This is a genomic window from Prauserella salsuginis (genome assembly GCF_024648885.1).
GTDB classification, from domain to species: Bacteria; Actinomycetota; Actinomycetes; order Mycobacteriales; family Pseudonocardiaceae; genus Prauserella; species Prauserella salsuginis.
On the sequence record NZ_JANBBF010000015.1, the window covers coordinates 200,093 to 221,770 of the forward strand.

The window sequence follows — 21,678 nt, forward strand, 5'->3', positions numbered from 1 at the left end:
GCGGCGTCACTTCTTCAGCAGGGGTGCGAACGTCTCGTCCAGCGCCTCGAGTGTCTGCTGCGCCTGGCCGTACGTCGCCGCCTCGGTGTACTTGATCGGGAACGTCATGTCCTTCTTCACCGCGGGCAGGTTCTTCCACAGGTTCGAGTCCATGGCGTACTTGACGGGCTGGGGTGCGGACCCGTCCGCGTCCACCGTGTAGGTGATCGCGTCGGCCTCGCGCATGGCCGACGGCAGTTCCTCCAGCGACGGGTACTCGCTGACCGCGCGCGAACCCTTGCCCTTCTCCTCGACCTCGCCGTAGTACTTCGCGCCGATGTCGTTGGCGATATTCGTCCCCCAGGAACCGTCGAACTCCCGCTGGAAGTTGCCGTTCTCGGCCTCGCCGTAGCCGCCGACGTGCGCCAGTTCGAGATCGGGCAGGACGTCGGCGTACTTCTGCTTCAGCTCGTCGGCCTTGCTCTCGTACGCGTTCTTGACCTCGTCGAACTTCTCGAGTGCGCCTGCCGCATCGGCCTGCTTCTGGGAAACCTCCCGCCACGCCGACGGCACCTCGGGGCCGACGGCCACGACGGGCGCGATCGATTCGAGGCGCTCGGCGTCGATCTCACCGAAGATGGGCTTCGGCACGCCGATGACGATGAGGTCGGGGTCCTGCTCGGCGATCGCGTCGTAATTCGTCTCCGCAGCGGTCTCACCGGCGACCCGTGGCAGGTCCTTGTAGGTCTTGAGGTCCTCGTCGGACATCAGCGGTTCACCCCGTTCCCACGAGGAGATGCCGACGAGCGGGGCGTTGGCCTCGATGAGCGTGGGAACGGCGTAACCGGTGGCGACGACCCGCTTCGGATCCTGCGGAATCTCCACGGTGCCGTTGTCGGCCTCGAACTGCCGGGTGGGGCCCTCGGTTTGCTCTCCGCCGGCGGCTCCGCAACCGGAGATGCCGACGGTCAGGGCGAGAGCGGCCGTGGTGACCACTCCCTTGGCGAGACGGGATCTGAGCAGAGACATCGTTTTCGTCCTTGAACAACTCGAGTGGGGTCGGGGATTCAGTTGTCGGCCTTCGCCGGTCAGTCGTGGTCGTCGTCGTAGTCGGCGACGCCGAGCTTCCAGTAGCCGGTGATGTCGTAGTCGCGGCGGGCGAGGCCGAGTTCGTCGCGGACCCACCGGCGGAGCGGCTTGAGCGTGCCCGCCTCACCGGCCAGCCACACGTAGAGTCTGTCCTCATCGGACGGACCGGGAACGGGAAGGGACCGGATCGCGGACTCCAGCAGATCCGTCGTTCCCGGTCGCGCACCGTCGCGATGGAGCCAGTGGATCGCGACGCCGTCTGGGGCGTCGAGCGGAATCTCCTCACCGGCGTCGGCGACCTCGATCACGGCCCAGCCCTCGGCGGTCGGCGGCATCTCCTCGAGCCACCTCGCGATCGCGGGCAGCGCGGTGATGTCACCTCCGAGCAGGTACTTGTCGTAGCTGTCGGGTACGACGAGCCCCCCGGGCGGACCCGCGACGTGGACGGGCTCGCCCACCTCGACCGTGCGCGCCCACTCCGCGGCGAGGCCGCCGTCGTGCACCGCGATGTCGATGTCGAGCTCCCGCGCGTCGGGATCGAACCGGCGGACCGTGTACTCCCGCGACGTCGGCGAGGGCCTCGGCCACGACAGCATGGTGCCGTTCGACTCGGGCAGCCGCAGCGTGCCGTCGGGATCGGCGAAGACGAGCTTGACGTGCTCGTCGGGCACGTGGGCCTCGAAGCCGTCGACGCCGGGACCGCCCAGCGTGAGGCGGATCAGCCCGGAGCCCACCATCGCGGTACGGACGACCTCGACGGTACGGATCCCGATCGGATAGCCCACCTTCTCGGCACCGTCGCCCGCACGCACCTCCGCGATCCGGTCGAGATGGCGGTGGCGGTGATCGACTCGGCTCATCATGCGTTCTCCTGTGTTCCACGGGACACCCGCACCCGGTCGAACCACATGACCGGAAGCGCCACGACGATCGGTCATGCGTTCTCCTGTGTTCTGCGGGACACCCGCACCCGGTCGAACCACATGACCGGAAGCGCCGCGATGATCGGTCATGCGTTCTCCTGGGTCAGCAGGGCGATCCAGTGGCCGAGTTCGGGCCGTTCGGCCAGATCCGGGAACTCGACCGCGTCGGCTCCCGCTGCGCGCCAGCGTTCGATGAGGCTCATGATGCGGATCGAATCGAGGCCGGCGTCGAGGAGGTTCTCCTCGGCCGCGATGTCGTCGGCCTCACGGCCGAGCAGGTCGGCGACGTCGGCGCGGACGGAAGCGGCCGTGAGGCCCGCCTGCTGCGTGGGGTCTGCCATGGTCTGTCCTCTGCTGTGGCGGTGTCTGTCGTGGTGGCGTCTGCTGTGGCGGTGTCTGGCGGACTCGAGCCGGGCGCGAGCCGGTCGTCACCGCGCCCCTGCGGTCACGGGCGCGGTGAGCGCGCCGCGGGCGGTGTCGGTGTCGACGACGTCCCCGCAGCAACCCGCCACGTAGGCACACGCCTGGTCGTGGCGGTCCCTGGCGAAGTCGGCGACCGCGTCGGCGACGAGGAACGGCCGCACGTCACGCATGAACGCCTCCTGCGCGGTCGCCTGACAACCGATGTGGGCGTACACGCCGGTGATCATCAGCTGGTCGCGGCCCGCGTCGGCGAGGCGTTCGGCGAAGTCGCTGCGCTGGAACGCGCTGTAGCGCCACTTCGTCAGCACCGTGTCGCCCGCGGCCGGGGTCAGTTCGTCGACGATGTCCGCCACGTGCGGGTCGTCGTCGACGTGGGCGCGCATTCCCTGGCCCCAGAAGTCGGTCTGCAGCCCGCGTTCGCCGGGTGGCGGGGTCGCGGGTTGGGCGGTGTAGAACACCGGGACGCCCCGCTCCCGGCACGCCGCGGCGAGCGCGGCGATGTTGCCGGTCATCTCCGGGATCGGCGCACCGGCGAACGGGCGCATGAAGTACCGCTGCATGTCGTGCACGAGCAGCGCGGTCCGGTGCGCCTCGATGTGCCAGTCCACACGCGACACCGGCAGTTCACCGGCCGTGGGCAGCGCGTAGGGCTCGATCTTCGGCAGGGACAACGACATCACCCGTTCTTCGCCTGAGCCGCGAGCACTGCCCGCAGCTCCCGTTTGCTCGTCTTGCCGACGCCGGTCGTGGGGAACTCGGCCGTGAGCACGACCCGGTCCGGGACCTTGAACGCCGCGACGCCGCGTTCACGCACGAACCGCCGCAGCTCGGCCTCGGCGGGCTCGGCCCCGTCGGCCGGGACCACGTAGGCACAGGTCCGCTCGCCGAGGAACTCGTCGGCCACGCCGACGAGTGCGGCGTCGAGGACGTCGGGGTGGGCCATGAGGTGGTTCTCCACCTCCTCCGGTGCGACCTTCTCGCCGCCGCGGTTGATCTGCTCCTTGACCCGGCCGACGACCTCGACATGCCCCGACGGGTGGAGCCGCACCAGGTCGCCCGTGCGGTAGAAACCGTCGGCCGTGAAGGCCTTCGCGTTGTGCTCGGCCGCCCGGTAGTAGCCGCGGATCGTGTACGGGCCGCGGGTCAGCAGCGCGCCAGCCTGCCCCGGTGGGACCACGTCGTCGGAGCCCGCATCCGGGTCGTCGGGGTTCACCACGCGGATCTCGTCGTCGAGGGAGATCGGCCTGCCCTGGGTGGACAGTACGAGCTCGTCCGGGTCGTCGAGGCGCGTGTAGAACACGAGCCCCTCGGCCATGCCGAACACCTGCTGCAGCCGGCAACCCAGCGCCGGTTCGATGCGCTCGGCGAGTTCCCTGCCGCACTTGGCACCGCCGACGAGCAGCACCTCCAATGTGGACAGGTCGCGCGCCGTGCGGCCCGCGGCCTGCACCCACGCGGCGGCCAGCGGCGGCACGACTCCGCACATCGTCACGCCCTCGGCCTCGATGAGCGCGAACGCGGTGTCCGCGTCCGGTCGCGGCGAGAGGACCACCGCCGCCCCTGCGTGCAGCGCACCGAGGATGCCCGGCGAGCTCATCGGATAGTTGTGCGCGACGGGCAGCACCACGAGGTACACGCTGTCGGGTCGCAGCCGGCAGATCCGGGCGCTCTCGCGGACGCTGTAGAGGTAGTCGTCGTGCGTGCGCGGGATCAGTTTGGACATTCCCGTGCTGCCGCCCGACAACTGCAGGAACGCGAGGCCCTCCGGGTCCGGGTCGGGCAGCTGCCGCGGTTCGGCGGCTGCCAGGTCGGCGAACTCGTCGCTGCCGACGACGAACACGTGCCGCAGCGACGGCACCTCGTCGGCCACCGAGCGCGCCTCGGCGGCGTAGTCGTGACGTTCGTGGCTGCCGACCGTGACGATCGCGGCCGCCTCCGCGTGCGAGGCGAAGTGCACCAGCTCGGAATGCCGGTGTGCGGGCAGTGCGAACACCGGCAGGGCGCCTGCCCGCCACAGCCCGAAGACGACCGGGACGTACTCGGCGACGTTCGGCAGCTGAACGAGCACGCGCTCGCCCGCCTCGATACCCCGGTCGACGAACCCGGCGGCGAGTCGGTGGGACCGCTCGTCGAGTTCGGCGTAACTCCAGCGCACCTGTTCGCCCGTCGCCGCACTGACGCCGACGACCGCGGTGCGCTCGGAATACGCCGCGACCAGGCCGCTGAGCCAGGTGCCGAACGTCTGCCCGCGCCAGTGGCCCAGCGCCCGGTACTGCGCCGCGTCCTCGGCGGGCCAGGGCGTGTGGTCGGGGCCGGCGTCCACAGTGGAGTCGGCCGTCACGAACGGGTCCACAACGGAGCTCGTGCTCCCGGCGGGTCCGGAGTTCATTCGGCCACCCCCAGCGCGCCGAGCAGGGTGCGGAACTTCGCCCGCGTCTCGGCCAGTTCCGCATCCGGGTCGGACCCGGCGACGATGCCCGCGCCCGCGTGCACGCGCACGGCCGCGCCGGACGCCTCGGCGCAGCGGATCGTCACGACCCATTCGCCGTCGCCGTCGGCAGCCGTCCAGCCCACGAGCCCGGCGTAGTAGCCGCGGCGCGTGGGTTCGAGGTCGGCGATGACGTCGCGGGCGGTGGTCGTCGGGACGCCGCACACGGCCGGGGTCGGGTGCAGCGCCTCCGCGAGGGCCAGCGACGAGGAGGCGGGGTCGCCGGGCTCGGCGAGCGTGCCGGTGATGCGGGTCGACAGGTGCCACATCGTCGGCGTGCCGACCACCTCGGGCTCGGGCACGTCGAGGTCGGCGCAGAACGGCCGCAGCACGTCGGCGACCTGGCGGATGACGAGTTCGTGCTCCGCACGATCCTTGGCGGCGGTGCGCAGGTCGTCGATGCGCCTGCGGTTCTCCGCGTCGTCGGCGCTGCGCGGCCGGGAGCCTGCCAGGGGGTTGACGGTGACGGTGCGGCCGCGCCGGGAGATCAGCAGTTCGGGGCTGGCGCCGAAGAGGGTGCGGGCGGCGGGGTCGCCGGGGGCCGTGACGTCGACAGCGAAGGCGTGCGCGGCCGGGTCCGCGTGCACGAGGCGCGCCAGCAGCGGCGGCACGGACACCGGGGCGTCCGCGGTGACGTCGAGGGCGCGCGCGAGGACGACCTTGTCGATGTCACCGGTCTCGATGTGCAGCAGCGCCTTGCGGACGGCCTCGACGTAGTCGGCGAGATCGGACTGGGGCGTGACGATCCGGCTCGCGCGGGCCGGTGCCGACGCGGCCGAGGCGGCGGTCGTCCGCTCCGGTGCGGGCGCGCGGCGGACGAGAGCCGGTACGACCAGGCTCGCCTCATCGTCCGGCCGGAATCCGACGGCGCCGGCGACGATCGGATCGACCATCCCCGCGGCGCGGGCGTCGGCGAGTGCTCGTGCCGCGGCCTCGGCTCTGGACGCACCCGGTTCGGCGGCCACCGCGGCGTGCACCCCGTCGGCGAGCAGCGTGCCCCGCGGCGACGAGTAGTAGAACGAGCCGGGCAGGTAGGCCGTCAGCAGGTCGGCGGCGTCGTACTGGGGCCGGGGCCGCGCCAGGACCGGTGAGGACACTCAGACAACTCCCTCGTCAGACACGGCGTTCACTCCTCGTTTCCCGCCGGCTTCGTCGCCGGCGATTCCCGGGGACGAAGCCGAACCTCGATGCCCGGTCGGTGCCATCCGGTCGGCGACATCTTGGTTAGCCTTACCTAACGAATCCGAACCTACGTTAGGTAAGCCTTAGATGAAAGACGCGCCCGTGAGATCCGGTTCACACGCTCGTGACCGGTTCGGACCAGTGGAATCGTGACGGTGTGTTACGAGCAGGCCATGAGCTCGTACGATTCGACGTCGACCTCGGGCCAACCCCGCAGCGACCCCGGCGAGCCGTAGGTACCCGTACAGCCGACCGTTCCGCCCGACAGGTCGAACACCTCGGCCAACACCGGCGCCTCCCGGCAGGCCGCGACGCTGTCGACGTCACTGCAGTCGTGACTGACGACGACCACCTCGGGCACGGCGTCGCCGTCGACGTCGTCGAGCGTCACACTGCCCGCGTCGGAGAAGTACGGCCGCTGATCCGACCGCCAGCTGTCGCCCTGCCACACGTGGAGCTCACCGACCATGCCGCCGTCGTGCGGACCGCGCACGAGACACACCGGCGTCGCACTCTCCTTGCAGCGCAGCGAATCCTGGTTGAGCGGAACCCCCATCGTGCCGATCGCCACCTCGGCCACGCTCGCCGACGCGGGCCCGCCCGCGCGCAGCCTGCCCGCCGACCCGCGCTCGGCAGCCAGCAGCTCGACGGTCATACCGTTCACCGACGCCGAAGCCACCACCCGGCAGGGACCGCCGCCGCAGCCGTCGGCAGCCGTCGGCGTCGGCATCGAGAGCCCGTCGGCCGCCTCGTGCTCGTCGCCGGGGCGCAGCAGCACGGCCGCCACCAGGGACGCCACGACCACCACGGCCGCGAGCGCCACCGTCAGCAGCACCGGCCTGGGCGGCCTGCCCGAGGCAGACTCCGCCCCCTCGGCCCCCTCCGGCTGCTCCGGTTCCGACGACTCACTCCGCACGCACCGAGCCTAAAGCTCCGCACCGCCCGTGACCGCTCATCCGTGGCACATCGCGCGGACGTGGGACAACCCGGATCACGGACCGCGCACGACTACCGTGACGCCGGTGACGAACCCCCAGCTGCCGCCCGTGGTCTACCTGCCCACCGGCCCGCACGACGGCAGGCACACCCTGCAGACCGACGTCGAGCTCCGCCGCACCCCCGACGGCCGCCTCGCCCTCCTCGCCTACACCGCCGTCGACCGCCTCGTGGAGTGCTGCGGCGAGCATCAGCCGTGGATGCTCGTGCAGACCTCCGACCTGCAGACCCTGCACGAGTCCCAGCCCTACGACGTGATCCTCGTCGACGCCGAGATTCCCGAGGAGCTGCGCCACTCGGCCTGACGACGCCGATCACCCGGCCGTGACTCGGGTCTCACCGATGGTCGTCCGCCGGTCCGTAGACTCCGACCGAGAACGGCTTGACATGGAGGTAGGCGTGCCGGAGCGAGGCAACAAGGTCGTGGCAGGCGCGGTGACGAAGGTGCTCATCGCGAACCGTGGCGAGATCGCCGTGCGCGTGATCCGGGCGGCGAAGGACGCAGGCATCGCCAGCGTGGCCGTCTACGCCGACCCGGACCGGGACGCGCCCCACGTCCGACTTGCCGACGAGGCGTTCGCCCTGGGCGGGGACACGGCGGCGGACAGCTACCTGGTGTTCGACAAGCTGCTCGACGTGGCGAAGCGCTCCGGCGCGGACTCGGTGCACCCCGGCTACGGATTCCTGTCCGAGAACGCGGACTTCGCGCAGGCGGTCATCGACGCGGGCCTGACCTGGATCGGCCCGTCGCCGCAGGCGATCCGCGACCTCGGCGACAAGGTCACCGCGCGGCACATCGCACTGAAGGCCGGCGCTCCCCTCGTGCCCGGCACCAAGGACCCCGCGGCCAACGCGGACGAGATCGTGGCCTTCGCCGAGGAGCACGGGCTGCCCGTCGCCATCAAGGCCGCGTTCGGCGGCGGCGGTCGTGGCCTGAAGGTCGCCCGCACGATCGACGAGATCCCCGATCTGTTCGAATCCGCCACCCGCGAGGCGGTCGCCGCGTTCGGCCGCGGCGAATGCTTCGTCGAGCGTTACCTCGACAAGCCCCGGCACGTCGAGGCGCAGGTGCTGGCGGACCAGCACGGAAACGTCATCGTCGTCGGCACCCGCGACTGCTCCCTGCAGCGCCGCCACCAGAAGCTCGTCGAGGAGGCGCCCGCGCCGTTCCTGACCGACGAGCAGCGCGCGACCATCCACGCCTCCGCCAAGGCCATCTGCGCCGAGGCCGGCTACCACGGCGCGGGAACCGTCGAATACCTCGTGGGCATCGACGGCACCATCTCGTTCCTCGAGGTGAACACCCGGCTCCAGGTCGAGCACCCGGTGTCGGAGGAGACCACGGGCCTCGACCTGGTACGCGAACAGTTCCGCATCGCCGAGGGTCACGAACTCCAGCTCACCGAGGACCCGACACCGCGCGGCCACTCCATCGAGTTCCGCATCAACGGCGAGGACGCGGGCCGCGGCTTCCTGCCCGCCCCCGGCACGGTGACGCGGCTCGACTTCCCCTCCGGCCCCGGCGTGCGCGTCGACGCCGGCATGGAGACCGGCACCGTCATCGGCGGCCAGTTCGACTCGATGCTGGCGAAGGTCATCGTCACCGGTGCCGACCGCGACCAGGCCATCGAACGCTCCCGCCGCGCGCTCGACGAGATGGTCGCCGAGGGCATCGCCACCGTGCTGCCGTTCCACCGCACGATCCTGCGGGACCCGGCGTTCATCGGCGACGGCAAGACCTTCTCGGTGCACACCCGCTGGATCGAGACCGAGTTCGAGAACACCATCGAGCCCTACGTCGCGCCGGTCGACGCCGCCGACTCCGACGAGGAGCCGCGGCAGAACGTGGTCGTCGAGGTCGGCGGCCGCCGGCTCGAGGTGTCGCTGCCCGGCAACCTCGCCGCAGCGGGCGGTGGCGGCGGCGCCGCGAAGAAGTCGAAGCCGCGCAAGCGCGCGGGCGGCGGCACGGCCGCGGTCAGCGGCGACGCCGTGACCGCCCCGATGCAGGGCACGGTCATCAAGGTCGCGGTCGAGGACGGTCAGCACGTCGAGGCCGGCGAACTCATCGTGGTGCTCGAGGCCATGAAGATGGAGAACCCGGTGACCGCGCACAAGTCCGGCACCGTGACCGGCCTGTCCGCTGAAACCGGCACCACCGTCAACCAGGGCACCGTCCTCCTCGAACTCAAGGACTGACACGTTTCGAGGCGCGTGTCCTGCACCCAGACACGCGTGTCCTGCGTTCAGGCGCGCGTGTCCTGCGTTCGCCCGTCGCCCGGTCGCCGCGCCTCACGACCGGGCCGACGCGCGCCTGCTCCTTCGCGCGTGTCCTGAAACTCCGGCACCCGACCACCACACGGCACCGACGCGCCGGGTAAGCGACTGGCCTGTGGCCCACCCGCTGCGTTCGGGAGCGAACACTCGGCAACGGTTTCGCAGGCACCGTGGCCCCGCCGAGGCCGACACGCCTACGATCGAGGTGTGGCCGCTGATCGATCCGAGTTGCGGCTCAGCGATGCTGAGCGGCAGGAAGCCCTCGATGCGCTGTCGGAGCACGTGCGCACCGGGCGGCTCGAGCTGACCGAGTTCGACGAGCGATCGGTGCAGGTCAGCGGGGCGAAGTTCCGTAAGGATCTGAAACCGTTGTTCGCCGACCTTCCCGAACCCCGGCCGAGCGTCCTCGAACACCGCCCGCGGCAGGAGAGCGGGATGTCCCGGGTGAACCCGCCTGCGGCGGCGCCCGTGCAACCGTGGCGGCAGCGGCTGGCCTCGGCGGCCGTCCCCGTGGCAGCGGTGCTGGCGATCGCGCTGTTCTTCGTCACCCGCGCCGGGTTCTTCGTGTTCCTGATCCCCGCTGCGGCGGCCCTGCTGGCCGGATTGATCGTCAACCGCCGCTGACTCCCCCGCCACGTCGCCCCTGTCACGTCGCCCCTGTCCCGTTCCCGGGCGGTCGTCATTACGTCCACAGTGGATGTCGCATGTGGACCGGTGATCACAACGACGCGGCGCCTTCCCATTCCCGCGCCAGCACGGCGTAGACGACCTCGTCGGTCCATTCGCCCTTGACGTACTCGTTCTCCCGCAGGTGAGCTTCCCTGCGCATGCCGAGTTTCTCCAGCACGCGCGCGGACGCCGCGTTGCGGCCGTCGAGCCGTCCGCACACGCGATGCACGCCGAGCTCGGTGAACGCGAGATCGATCAGCGGCCGGGTGGCCTCGGTGGCGAAGCCTCTGCCCGCGTGCTCGGGGTGCAGCACGTAGCCGACCTCGGCCTGCCGGTGCTCGCCGTGCTGCCACTCCAGGTTGACGTCGCCGATCACCTCGCCCGCCTCGCCGCCAGGGCCCCGCAGGGCGACGGCCAGCAGCAGCGTGTCACCGGGTTCGGCCAACGTCGAGTGCTGCTCGATCCGCGTGGACAGCTTCGCCGCCGTCTCGCCCCTCGACAGCGGGCTGCTGTAGAGATACCGGTTCACGTCCTCCCGCGAACGGATCGCATGGAGCGAGTCGAGGTCTCCCTGCTCGAACGTCCGCAGCACCAGTCGCGGCGTGCGCAGCACCCGCGTGCGGTCGATGATCACCCGCCCGAGCCTAGCGACGGACCGGACCAGGCTCCACGGCCTTTCCGCCGCCCTCACGGGCACACTCCGACAGCATCTCGCGGCGGCGCAGTCGCGTCCCGACGCGGCGTTGAAGGGGAGGCTGGCGGCAGGGCGGCGGCGCAGAACACGCGGGTCCGAGTGCAGAACACGCGGGCCTGAATGCAGGACACGCGCGGCGTGCTCGCCGCTCCGGGAATCGCCCCGGCGCGGCGAGCATGCCGCGAGATTCGACGCCGGTCAGCCGACGGTTTCGACGCCGGTCAGCCGCAGGCCCGGCGGCGGTCAGCTGACCGGCTCGGTGAGCCGCGAGATGCGGCGGTCAGCTGACCGGCTCGGTGAGCCGGTCCCTCGCCTCCGGTGCGGCGACTCGCCTGGCGTCGGCGGCCTCGTCGTCGGGCTGGGCCTGCGAATCGCGCTCGGCCTCCACGCGGGCGCGGTAGACCTCGACCTCGCGCTGCCGCTGCTCCGGCGTCCAGCCGAGCACATCACCCACGAGATCGGCGACCTGCTCGGCGCAGTCGACCCCGCGGTGCGGGTACTCGATGGAGATCCGCGTCCGCCGGGCCAGCACGTCCTCGAGGTGCAGCGCACCCTCGTCGGTGGCGGCGTAGACGGCCTCGACGCGCAGGTAGTCCGGCGCGGCCTCGATCGGCTTGAGCAGGTCGGGCCTGCCGTCGGCCACGGCGAGTACGTCGCCGATGAGCGAGCCGTACCGGTCGAGCAGATGCCGTACGCGGTACGGGTGCAGCCCGTGGTCGGACGCCAGGTGATCGGCCTGGTTGACGAGCGCGTGATAGCCGTCGGCGCCGACGAGCGGCACCTTGTCGGTGATCGACTCCTGCACGCGCTCGGGCACGTCGACGGCCGCGGCGTCCACCGCGTCGGCCGCCATCACGCGGTAGGTCGTGTACTTGCCGCCCGCGATCGCCACCAGTCCGGGAGCCACGCGCGCGACGGCGTGCTCGCGCGAGAGCTTCGACGTCTCCTCGCTCTCGCCGGCCAGCAGGGGCCGCAGCCCGGCGTACACGCCTTCGATGTCGTCGTGCGTCAGCGGTGTCGCCAACACCTTGTTGACGTGCTCGAGAAGGTAGTCGATGTCGCTGCGCGTCGCCGACGGATGCGCCAGGTCGAGGTTCCAGTCGGTGTCGGTGGTGCCGACGATCCAGTGGTTACGCCACGGGATCACGAACAGCACCGACTTCTCCGTCCGCAGGATCATGCCGCTCTCGGCGACGATGCGGTCCCGCGGAACGACGATGTGCACGCCCTTGCTGGACCGCACCCGGAACCGCCCGCGGCTGCCGGAGAGGCGCTGCAGCTCGTCGGTCCACACGCCGGTCGCGTTGATCACCGCGTGCGCCTGGACGTCGGTCTCCTGTCCACTCTCGACGTCGCGCACGCGCACCCCGGACACCCGGTCCGCCTCGCGGAGGAAGTCGACGACCTGCGTGGAGTTGCGCACCACGGCGCCGTAGTGCGCGGCCGTGCGGGCGACGGTCATCGTGTGGCGCGCGTCGTCGGCCTGCGCGTCGTAGTAACGGATGCCGCCGATCAGCGCATCGCGCTTCAGGGCGGGCACCATGCGCAGTGCGCCCGCACGTGTGAGGTGCTTCTGCCCCGGAACGGAGCGCGCGCCGCCCATCGTGTCGTACAGGAGCAGGCCTGCGGCGGTGTAGGGACGTTCCCATCCGCGGTGCGTCAGCGGGTACAGGAAGCTCACCGGCTTGACCAGGTGCGGCGCGAGGCGGGTGAGCATCAGTTCGCGCTCGCGCAGCGCCTCCCGGACGAGACCGAACTCCAGCTGTTCGAGGTAGCGCAGCCCACCGTGGAACAGCTTGCTCGACCGGCTCGACGTGCCCGAGGCCAGGTCGCGCGCCTCGATGAGCGCCACGCGCAGGCCGCGCGTCGCCGCGTCGAGAGCCGTGCCCGCGCCCACGATGCCGCCGCCGATCACGACGAGGTCAAAGGTTTCCTTCCCGAGCCGCTGCCACGACTCGGCGCGCGTCTCAGGGCCCAGCTGTGCCGATGCCGCGGCCCTCGCCGACATCCTCGCCTCGCGTCCACGCTGCGCTGTCACGTAACTCCTCCTCGCCGACGTCGCGCCCGATCACCGGGACGCTTCCAGCATGGCACGTTCGCCGTCGCTCGCACGTCGCCCGCGCCGGTTGTGGGCCGAACGTCGCTTTGAGCGATCACTCACAGGCGAGTAGCGTTCTGATCCAACGTGGAACGGCAGCGGCGTCGCCCGTCGACGGGCTCGCCCTGCACGGACATGTCAGGTGTGGCCGCGGCGGAGCGTCGACGGCTGCGACGTCCAAGGTGGAGGGCTGAGAGCCTATGAACGCCGGAGCTATTTTCGTCTGGGAGATGCTGGGCACCGCGGTGCTCGTCCTCCTGGGTACCGCCGTCGTAGCAAACAACATGCTGCGCAAGACCCTCGGGAACGGGGCGGGGTTCCTCTTCGTCACGGTCGGCTGGGCGTTCGCGGTCTTCGCGGGCGCGAGCATCGCCGACCCGTCGGGCGGCCACATCAACCCGGCGGTGACGTTCGGGCTCGCCGTCGCAGGAGAGCTGGCGTGGGCGGACGTGCCGATCTACTGGGCCGGTCAGCTCGTCGGTGGTGTGATCGGTGCGACGCTGACGTGGCTGACCTACAAGCTGCAGTTCGACGACCACCCGGAACCGGAGAACACACTCGGCATCTTCTCCACCATCCCGACGATCCCGAACAAGCTGTGGAACACGGTCACCGAGATCATCGGTACGTTCATCCTGCTGGCGTGGATCCTGCTCACCCCGGCGGCGACCGTGAACGCCGAGGGCGAGCCCGTGTTCGGCAACGCCGCGCTCGGCTATGCGGGCGTGGCGTTCGTGGTGTTGGTGATCGGTACCTCGCTCGGTGGCCCGACGGGCTACGCGATCAACCCGGCACGCGACCTCGGACCTCGTATCGCGTACGCGCTGCTGCCGATCCGCGGCAAGGGCAACCCGCAGTGGGGGTATTCCTGGGTTCCCATCGCCGGCCCGCTCATCGGTGCCGGCCTTGCCGGCCTCCTCTACCTCGCAGTCAGCGGCCTGAGCTGAGTTTGGAGCAAATGTGTCTCGTTTTGTCGCCGCCATCGACCAGGGCACGACGTCGACCCGCACGATGATCTTCGACCACGCCGGCAACGTCGTGGCCGTCGATCAGCGGGAGCACGAGCAGATCTTCCCGCAGGCGGGCTGGGTCGAACACGACCCGGAACAGATCTGGGCCAACACCCGTGCAACGGCCGCGGGCGCGCTGGCCAACGCCGACATCACGGCCGCCGACGTGGTCAGCGTCGGCATCACCAATCAGCGCGAGACGACCGTCGTGTGGGACCGCCACACCGGCAAGCCGGTCTACAACGCGATCGTCTGGCAGGACACCCGCACCGACCGGATCATCACCGAGCTCGGCGAGCTCGGCGGAGGCCAGGAGCGGTACCGCGAGAAGACCGGCCTGCCGCTCGCGACGTACTTCTCCGGCCCGAAGATCAAGTGGATCCTCGACAACGTCGAAGGCGTGCGGGCTCGTGCCGAGGCGGGTGACCTGCTGTTCGGCAACATGGACACGTGGGTGCTGTGGAACATCACCGGCGGCGTGGACGGCGGTATCCACGTCACCGACCCCACCAACGCCTCGCGCACCATGCTGATGGACCTGTCCACCCTGTCCTGGGACGAGGGCATCGCCGCCGACATGGGCATCCCGCTGTCGATGCTCCCGGAGATCCGCTCCTCGTCCGAGGTGTACGGCACGGTGCGGGAACGGGGCGCGCTCGGCGGCGTCCCGATCGCCGGCATCCTCGGCGACCAGCAGGCGGCGACGTTCGGCCAGGCCTGCCTCTCGCCCGGCGAGGCCAAGAACACCTACGGCACCGGCAACTTCGTGCTGCTCAACACGGGTAACGACAAGGTGCTGTCCGAGAACGGCCTGCTCACGACGGTCTGCTACAAGATCGGTGAGAAGGCCACCGTGTACGCGCTGGAAGGCTCCATCGCCGTCACCGGGTCCCTGGTGCAGTGGCTCCGCGACAACCTCGGCATGATCGGTTCGGCCGCCGAGATCGAGGGCTACGCGCGCACCGTCGACGACAACGGCGGCGCCTACTTCGTGCCCGCGTTCTCGGGGCTGTTCGCACCGTACTGGCGCTCGGACGCCCGCGGCGCGATCGTCGGCCTCACCCGCTACGTCAACAAGGGACACCTCGCACGGGCGGTGCTCGAGGCGACGGCGTTCCAGACGCGCGAGGTCATCGACGCCATGAACGCCGACTCCGGCGTGCCGCTGCGCACGCTCAAGGTCGACGGCGGCATGGTGGTCAACGACCTGCTGATGCAGTTCCAGGCCGACATCCTCGGCGTCTCGGTGATCCGGCCGAAGGTCAACGAGACGACCGCCCTCGGCGCGGCCTACGCGGCCGGCCTGGCCGTCGGGTTCTGGCAGTCCGAAGAGGACATCCGCTCGAACTGGGCCAAGGACACGGAATGGCAGCCGGCCATGGACGAGGCGCGCCGCGAAAGCGAGTACCGCAACTGGAAGAAGGCGGTCACCAAGACGTTCGACTGGGTGGAGTGAGCAGCACCGGCCCGGTCGTCGTGTGAGCAGCACCGGCCCGGCGGCGTCAGCTTTCGATCACCCGGAAGTAGGCGCCGCCCGGGTCGGCCACCGCTGCGAGCCTGCCCCGCGGTGAGTCGACCGGCCCGCCGTGCACGGTGCCGCCGAGATCGACCAGCCGCGTCACGACCGCGTCCACCTCGGTGACCGCGAAATACGTCGTCCAATGTGGCGGAATGTCGGCCACCGCGATATCCGGCAACGTGCCGATGCCGCCGACCTCGGCCGCCTCGGCGCCGTCACCGGCGTCGACGCGGAGCGTGGCGTACTCGAAGTCGCCGTGAGAGGGCTCGTCGAAGCCGTAACCGAAAACCTCGGCGTAGAACCGCTTCGCCGCCGGATAGTCGCGGACGACGCACTCGTTCCAGGTGAGCGCACCGGGCACGTTGGCGATCTGCACGCCCGTGGTGCGACCCGCCTGCCAGATGCCGAACACCGCACCCGCAGGGTCGACGGCGACCGCCGTGCGCGCCGCCTCGCCGACGTCCCCCGGCGGCAGGATGAGCTTCCCGCCCGCCGCGGTGATCCGCTCCGCAGCCGCATCCGCATCGTCGACCGCGAGGTAGGTACTCCACGCCGACGGTGCCTGCACTCCCGGCGGTTTCGGCCCGATCGCCGCCGTGGCGCGGCCGTCGACCATCGCGATCGAGTAGTGCCCGTAGTCCTCGCCGGTGTCGACGAACTCCCAGCCCAGCAGGTCGCCGTAGAACCGCGTGGCCTCGTCGACGTCGTCGGCCATCATGTCGACCCAGCAAGGCGCGCCCTCGGGCCAGGCGGTGTCGCGGAAGGTCACGGCCGCCCCTTTCGTCTCCTGGCGTCCAGTGTGACACGGCGCACCCGCCGGGCAAGCGTCGTCGATCCGCATCAGTCCAGGTCGTCGTGCTGCATCAGCTGCCGGCCCGCCTCGGTGATCGACCCGGACAGCGAAGGGTAGACCGAGAAGGTCAGCGCCAGGTTCTCCACCGTGAGCTGGTTCTGCACGGCCAGCGCGATCGGCAGGATCAGCTCGCTCGCCGTCGGCGCCACGACCACACCGCCGACGACCACGCCCGTGGCCGGGCGGCAGAACAGCTTCACGAAACCGTGCCGAACACCTTCCATCTTGGCGCGCGGGTTGGTCGACAGCGGCAGCATGATCGTCCGGGCGGGCACCTCGCCGGAGTCGATCGCCTGCTGGCCGATGCCGACCGTGGCGATCTCCGGGTGGGTGAAGACGTTCGCGGCGACGGTGCGCAGGCGGATCGGGGCGACGCCCTCTCCGAGGGCGTGCCACATCGCGATGCGCCCCTGCATGCTCGCCACCGACGCCAACGGCAGCAGCCCGGTGCAGTCACCCGCGGCGTACACGCCGGGCGCGCTGGTGCGGGACACCCGGTCGACGGGGATCGACCCGTTCTGCGCCGTCTCGATACCGACGCGGTCGAGGCCGATGTCAGCGGTGTTCGGCACCGAACCGACCGTCATCAGCGCATGGCTGGCCTCGATGGTGCGCCCATCGGCCAGCTGGATCGTCACGCCCTTCTCGGTGCGCTCCACCCGGTCGGCGCGCGCGTGCTTGACCACGGACGTACCGCGCCGGGAGAAGCCCTCCTCCAGCACCGCCGCGGCGTCGGCGTCCTCGTGCGGCAGCACGCGGTCACGGCTGGACACGACCGTCACCTTGACGCCCATCTCGGTGTAGGCCGAGGCGAACTCGGCACCCGTCACACCGGACCCGACGACGGCGAGGTGCTCCGGCAGCTCGGGCAGGTCGTACAGCTGGCGCCAGTCGAGGATGCGCTCCCCGTCGGGAACGGCGCCCGGCAGCACTCGCGGGGTGGCGCCGGTGGCGATCAGCACGACGTCGGCGTCCAGCACCTCGTCGCCGTCCTTGCCCTCGACGGCGATCTTGTGCGTGGCCAGGCCCGGCTCGTCGTCGCAGAACCGCGCGGCGCCGGTGATCACCCGCACACCCTCGCGCTGCACGCGGGCACGGATGTCGGCCGACTGCGCGAGCGCGAGCCCGCGGACCCGGCCGTGGACGGTGGACAGGTCCACGCGGGTGTCCTCGAGGTCGACGTTGACGCCCAGCTCACGGAACCCGTGCAGACTCGCCCTGGCACCCGACGAGGCGATGAACGTCTTCGACGGCACGCAGTCGTACAGCACACAGGCGCCACCGAGACCGTCACGCTCGACGACGGTCACGTCCGCGCCGTGCTGGGCCGCCACGAGAGCGGCCTCGTACCCGGCAGGTCCGCCGCCCATGATCACGATCTTGGTCACGTCTGGTGCCTCCTCACACGCCGTCCGGTCCCACTTTAGGCGTGGCCGGGTTTCGACTTCCCGAGAGGCCGTTACGCTGTCGCCGTGCCTCTCTATGCCGCGTACGGGTCCAACATGGAACCCTCCCAGATGGCCGAGCGAGCGCCGCACTCGCCGATGGCGGGAACGGGCTGGCTGGAAGGCTGGCGGTTGACGTTCGGCGGCGAAGACCTGTTGTGGGAAGGTGCGCTCTCCACGATCGTGGAGGACCCCGACTCCAGGGTGTTCGTCGTGCTCTACGACGTCACATCGCTCGACGAGGGTCAGCTAGACCGCTGGGAGGGCAACGAGCTCGGTCTGCACAACAAGATCCGCCTGCGGGTTCAGACCATGGACGGATCGGTGCTGGCGTGGCTGTACGTGCTGGACGCCTACGAGGGCGGCCTGCCGTCGGCGCGCTATCTCGGCGTGCTGGCCGACGCCGCCGAGGCCGCCGGCGCCCCCGCCGACTACGTGGCCGACCTGCGCACCCGCCCTTGCAAGGGCATCGGCCCGTAACCCCACCGCCGAGCCCCACGAATCGCGTGTCCTGCGTTCAGCACCGCGTGTCCTGCGTTCAGCACCGCGTGTCCTGCGTTCAGCACCGCGTGTCCTGCGTTCCGACATCGAAACCACGTTTCCGGAACACCTGGGTGAGCTGAGCCAGGACCCGCGACGGCTCCGCGAGGTCGACGGCACGTGCCCGCACCACCATCCATCCGCGACGTCGAAGGTCCTCGTCGCGCGCAGCGTCGAGCTCGCGTTTCCCTTCGTGCGCTTCGTGGCCGTCGTATTCGAGGGCGACCAGGAGTTCCGGCCACGCGAAGTCGAGCCGATACACCTCACGGCCTGCGAGATCGGTGACCGAGTACTGCTGATGCGGCACCGGAAAGCCGCCGTCGACCACGGTGAGCAGCATCGAACTCTCGGCGGGTGATTCGGCGAGACCGGTCGTCAACTGGAGCAGCCGCCGCGCCTGCCGTCGGCCACGCGCATCCGGGCTCACATGGATACGGGTATCGATGTCCGCGTAGAACTCCGCTCGCGCGGCCTCTGGGGTCCGGCGCATAGCCTGGTCAGCGCAGGCCAACGCGGCGCGTGGGCGACTGCGCCGCAGCACCTCGGCAACCGCCGCGTCCAGTGCAAGCGCTCGCAGCCCATCGATGTCGACGACGTCCGCCGGCTCGACATTGCCGCGGTGCAGCAGCAGCCCGGGACGACTGCGTGCTTTGCAGTGGTGCGGCACCACCAGATGCACCGGTGAAGCCTCTGCTGCGTCACACCCTTGAATCCGCAGGGCGCTCTCCCCCGTGAGCACGGCGTCCTGCCCGATCGCGAGTTGGAAGGCGGCGGCCCTCGTCGCGAAGCCGGTAGCCCGGTCGGCCTCCACGAGAACCGAACGAGATGCTCTGACGAGCGTTCCCTCATCAACGGCGACGCGCAGGGTTGAGCGCCCCAGCGCAGCCACCAGTTCGGCGCGGAGGTACGCGCCGTGCACACTGTTCGGCAATTCGGTCATGCCGTCAGCGTGGTGTATCGATCATGCCGAAAACGGCTTCATCCCCAATTTGTGGATAACTCGCCCTGTTGTGGATAACTCAGATCCACATGCGCGTGCACGAATGCAGAACCGGCGGTTCTGAGTGCAGAACACGCGGTGCTGGGTGCAGGACACGCGGTGCTGGGTGCAGAACACGCGGTGCTGGGTGCAGAACACGCGGTGCTGGACGCAGGACACGCGGTGCTGGGTGCAGGACACGCGGGTCCGGGGTCAGGACTTGAAAGCCGCCAGGGCGGTGTTGACCAGGACTCGCGTACCGGTGAGCAGGGCACGTTCGTCGGCTTCGAAGGTCGGCTGGTGCAGGTCCCGTTTCGGCCCTTCGCCCGGCCACACGCCCAGCCGCGCGAACGCACCCGGCACGTGCTGCAGGTACCAGCCGAAATCCTCACCGCCGGACGACTGTTCCGTCCCAACCAGCGCATCCGCACCGAGCGCGGCCTCGACGCCGCCACGCAGCAGCTCCGTGCTGTCCTGCCCGCTCACGACGGGCGGCACCCCGCGCTGGTAGTTCAGCTCGTAGCCGACGCCCAGCGGCGCCAGGAGCGACTCCACCGACGATTCGACGAGCGATTCGAGCTGTTTCCAGGTGTCCTCGTCGGCGGTGCGCAACGTGCCGCGCAGCAGGCCGTCCTGGGGCACGGCGTTCGGGGCCTCACCCGCGTGCACCGAGCCCCACACCAGCACCGTGCCGGACCGCGGGTCGACGCGCCGCGACAGCACCGACGGCAGCGACGTGATCACCGTGCCCAGCGCGTGGACGAGATCGGCCGTCAGGTGCGGACGGGACGTGTGCCCACCCGGCGAGGTGAGCCGCAGCTCGACGAGGTCGGCCGCGGACGTCAGCGCCCCGATACGGGTCCCGACCTTGCCGACCTCCACGCGCGGGTCGCAGTGCAGGCCGAAGATCCGGTCGACGCCGTCGAGGTGGCCCGCACGGATGACGTCGAGGGCACCACCGGGCATGACCTCCTCGGCGGGCTGGAAGATCAGCCGCACCCGCCCGGGCAGTCGGTCGGCGACACGCGCCAGCGCCAGGCCCGCGGCCAGCACGATCGTGGTGTGGAGGTCGTGGCCGCACGCGTGGGCTGCGCCGTCGACCGTGGACGCGAACGGCAGTCCGCTCGCCTCGGTCAGGGGCAGCGCGTCGAGGTCGGCCCGCAGCGCCACGCACGTCGGCCCGTCGCCGATGTCGCAGGTCAGGCCTGTCCCGGACGACATGACCCGCGGCGTCAGGCCCGCCGACTCCAGCAGGCTCGCAACCAGCTCCGTCGTACCGTATTCGCGCCGCGCCAGCTCCGGGTTGGTGTGAATATGCCTGCGCCAGGCCAGCACGTCGCCCGCGTGGCCGGCCAGCCAGTCGTCCAGCCACTCCGGCCCTCTGCCCGCACCGAGGTCGGCCACCGGCGCCATGCTCACACCGGAATCGGTGAGCACCGCGTCCGACGAGCCGTCCGGGTCACCCGGCACCTCGGGTCGCGAGTCGAGAACGGTCACCGCACACCTCCGCGCACGCCCACCGACGCCGAACCCTGTCCACGGCGCGCGGACGTCACCTCATGAATCCTGTTTCCAGTGTTGCACCGAACAGGTGAGCACGAGACCCGGATGTCGTAGCGGGGAGACCGACGGTAGGCAGATTGCGGCGAGCGGCGATGCGAATTTCGTCCGCTACCGGCCACCGCACGACGGGTGACCACTGGTCGTCGCCGAATGCACATCGACCTGCGCAGACGCACCGCCCGGCGATGCCTCACCCGACCCTGTGACGAGCCCTGCGAGCTGTCGTCGCGACGTGAACCGGCACGCGGACGTCACGGACCCCGCCCCGCTCGCAGCACTCCGGCACGCAAGCACCGCGGGCGCTCAGCACCCCGGCACGCAGTACCTCCAGCGCTCAGTACCTCGGCCTGCTCAGTAACTCGGCCTGCTCAGGATCGCAGGCGCTCAGTCGTCCTTCTTGGCACGCTTACGCCGGATGATGCGCCCCCACACGATGATGCCCAGCAGCGCGGCGGCCGCAAGACCGACGACGAGCTTGTTCTTCGCGTTCTCCTGGTCGGCCTCGGTCTGCGGATCGAGTTCCGGCCCGGAGTCCCCTCCCTGCGCGATCGCTGCGACGTCCGCCGTGCGGAGGCCGGCCGGCGGGGACCCCACCACGTCGACACCCGACACCACGTCAGCACCTGCCACCTCGGCAGCCACCTCGGCAGCCCGCACATCGGCCACCGCGTCGTCGGCCACCGCGTCGTCGGCCACCGCGTCGTCGGCGGACGGGGAACCGCCGGTGGGCGCCTCCGTCACGGCAGCCGTCCCCGAAGCGGAAACGGCCCCGGCGTGCGCACCGGAAGCGGCAGCCGCACCGGGAACGGCACCGGCCGCGGCGGGCGCGGCGGCGGCCGCCACACCGAACCACACGCCACCGGACACGACGGCAAGCACCGCAAGGACCACGACGCCGGGGACCGTCCGGCCGGCACGCGACGACGACGCGGCGGACCTCACGGGAGCGGACAC

Annotated in this window: 20 protein-coding genes; 6 read left to right on the forward strand and 14 right to left on the reverse strand. The window is 70.7% G+C overall.

Annotated features, from left to right (window positions below; all coding sequences use genetic code 11):
• Window positions 1–6: 6 nt before the first annotated feature.
• The 7 genes from LY40_RS25005 to LY40_RS25035 all read right to left on the reverse strand — a co-directional run bounded on the left by LY40_RS25005 (window position 7) and on the right by LY40_RS25035 (window position 7,000).
• Complete coding sequence (locus tag LY40_RS25005) at window positions 7–1,008, reverse strand: ABC transporter substrate-binding protein (RefSeq protein ID WP_258938334.1); 1,002 nt, start codon at window positions 1,006–1,008, stop codon at window positions 7–9.
• A gap of 59 nt (window positions 1,009–1,067) precedes the next feature.
• Window positions 1,068–1,928, reverse strand: a complete 861-nt coding sequence (locus tag LY40_RS25010) for a siderophore-interacting protein (protein ID WP_258938363.1) — start codon at window positions 1,926–1,928, stop codon at window positions 1,068–1,070.
• 149 nt (window positions 1,929–2,077) lie between these two features.
• Entirely contained in the window at window positions 2,078–2,332 is a 255-nt protein-coding gene (locus LY40_RS25015) for a phosphopantetheine-binding protein (RefSeq protein WP_183779336.1), read from the reverse strand.
• A gap of 87 nt (window positions 2,333–2,419) precedes the next feature.
• Window positions 2,420–3,091, reverse strand: a complete 672-nt coding sequence (locus LY40_RS25020) for an isochorismatase family protein (RefSeq protein WP_183779337.1) — start codon at window positions 3,089–3,091, stop codon at window positions 2,420–2,422.
• A complete protein-coding gene (locus LY40_RS25025; RefSeq protein WP_258938335.1) occupies window positions 3,091–4,803 on the reverse strand; it encodes a (2,3-dihydroxybenzoyl)adenylate synthase in 1,713 nt (570 codons plus the stop codon). The genes LY40_RS25020 and LY40_RS25025 overlap by 1 nt, the downstream gene beginning before the upstream one ends.
• Window positions 4,800–5,999 (reverse strand): isochorismate synthase, encoded by a 1,200-nt coding sequence (locus tag LY40_RS25030; RefSeq protein WP_258938336.1) that lies wholly within the window; start codon window positions 5,997–5,999, stop codon window positions 4,800–4,802. Before LY40_RS25030 ends, LY40_RS25025 begins: the two co-directional genes overlap by 4 nt.
• 245 nt (window positions 6,000–6,244) lie before the next feature.
• The gene (locus LY40_RS25035) at window positions 6,245–7,000 is read right to left on the reverse strand and encodes a hypothetical protein (RefSeq protein ID WP_258938337.1); all 756 of its coding nucleotides are present in this window, start codon (window positions 6,998–7,000) and stop codon (window positions 6,245–6,247) included.
• Between the two features lie 106 nt (window positions 7,001–7,106).
• On the opposite strand from LY40_RS25035, the gene LY40_RS25040 reads away from it, so the two are divergent.
• The 3 genes from LY40_RS25040 to LY40_RS25050 all read left to right on the forward strand — a co-directional run bounded on the left by LY40_RS25040 (window position 7,107) and on the right by LY40_RS25050 (window position 9,978).
• Window positions 7,107–7,385 (forward strand): SAV_915 family protein, encoded by a 279-nt coding sequence (locus tag LY40_RS25040; protein ID WP_183779343.1) that lies wholly within the window; start codon window positions 7,107–7,109, stop codon window positions 7,383–7,385.
• A 94-nt stretch (window positions 7,386–7,479) separates the two neighbouring features.
• The gene (locus LY40_RS25045; RefSeq protein ID WP_258945870.1) at window positions 7,480–9,276 is read left to right on the forward strand and encodes an acetyl/propionyl/methylcrotonyl-CoA carboxylase subunit alpha; all 1,797 of its coding nucleotides are present in this window, start codon (window positions 7,480–7,482) and stop codon (window positions 9,274–9,276) included.
• Between the two features lie 285 nt (window positions 9,277–9,561).
• Entirely contained in the window at window positions 9,562–9,978 is a 417-nt protein-coding gene (locus LY40_RS25050) for a DUF1707 SHOCT-like domain-containing protein (RefSeq protein WP_258938339.1), read from the forward strand.
• Window positions 9,979–10,072: 94 nt separating this feature from the next.
• On the opposite strand, the gene LY40_RS25055 is transcribed toward LY40_RS25050, so the two are convergent.
• Entirely contained in the window at window positions 10,073–10,654 is a 582-nt protein-coding gene (locus LY40_RS25055) for a GNAT family N-acetyltransferase (protein WP_258938364.1), read from the reverse strand.
• 343 nt (window positions 10,655–10,997) lie between these two features.
• On the reverse strand, window positions 10,998–12,725 hold the full coding sequence (locus tag LY40_RS25060) for a glycerol-3-phosphate dehydrogenase/oxidase (protein WP_258938365.1): 1,728 nt from the start codon (window positions 12,723–12,725) through the stop codon (window positions 10,998–11,000).
• Between the two features lie 290 nt (window positions 12,726–13,015).
• On the opposite strand from LY40_RS25060, the gene LY40_RS25065 reads away from it, so the two are divergent.
• Together LY40_RS25065 and glpK are read left to right on the forward strand one after the other, a co-directional pair.
• The gene (locus tag LY40_RS25065; RefSeq protein WP_258938340.1) at window positions 13,016–13,762 is read left to right on the forward strand and encodes an MIP/aquaporin family protein; all 747 of its coding nucleotides are present in this window, start codon (window positions 13,016–13,018) and stop codon (window positions 13,760–13,762) included.
• Between the two features lie 13 nt (window positions 13,763–13,775).
• On the forward strand, window positions 13,776–15,281 hold the full coding sequence (gene glpK, locus LY40_RS25070) for a glycerol kinase GlpK (RefSeq protein WP_183779351.1): 1,506 nt from the start codon (window positions 13,776–13,778) through the stop codon (window positions 15,279–15,281).
• Window positions 15,282–15,327: 46 nt separating this feature from the next.
• Here glpK and LY40_RS25075 read toward each other — a convergent pair whose 3' ends face one another.
• Entirely contained in the window at window positions 15,328–16,113 is a 786-nt protein-coding gene (locus LY40_RS25075; RefSeq protein ID WP_183779353.1) for a VOC family protein, read from the reverse strand.
• 71 nt (window positions 16,114–16,184) lie between these two features.
• Window positions 16,185–17,585, reverse strand: coding sequence for an NAD(P)H-quinone dehydrogenase (locus tag LY40_RS25080; protein ID WP_258938341.1), 1,401 nt, complete (start codon window positions 17,583–17,585; stop codon window positions 16,185–16,187).
• Between the two features lie 84 nt (window positions 17,586–17,669).
• On the opposite strand from LY40_RS25080, the gene LY40_RS25085 reads away from it, so the two are divergent.
• Window positions 17,670–18,122, forward strand: a complete 453-nt coding sequence (locus LY40_RS25085; RefSeq protein WP_183779356.1) for a gamma-glutamylcyclotransferase — start codon at window positions 17,670–17,672, stop codon at window positions 18,120–18,122.
• 79 nt (window positions 18,123–18,201) lie between these two features.
• Here the strand turns inward: LY40_RS25085 and LY40_RS25090 are convergent, their stop codons facing one another.
• From LY40_RS25090 to LY40_RS25100, 3 genes are all read right to left on the reverse strand, one after another.
• Window positions 18,202–19,122 (reverse strand): endonuclease domain-containing protein, encoded by a 921-nt coding sequence (locus LY40_RS25090; protein ID WP_258938342.1) that lies wholly within the window; start codon window positions 19,120–19,122, stop codon window positions 18,202–18,204.
• Window positions 19,123–19,374: 252 nt separating this feature from the next.
• On the reverse strand, window positions 19,375–20,658 hold the full coding sequence (locus LY40_RS25095; RefSeq protein ID WP_258938343.1) for a M20 family metallopeptidase: 1,284 nt from the start codon (window positions 20,656–20,658) through the stop codon (window positions 19,375–19,377).
• Between the two features lie 450 nt (window positions 20,659–21,108).
• Entirely contained in the window at window positions 21,109–21,666 is a 558-nt protein-coding gene (locus LY40_RS25100) for a hypothetical protein (protein ID WP_258938344.1), read from the reverse strand.
• Window positions 21,667–21,678 lie beyond the last annotated feature (12 nt).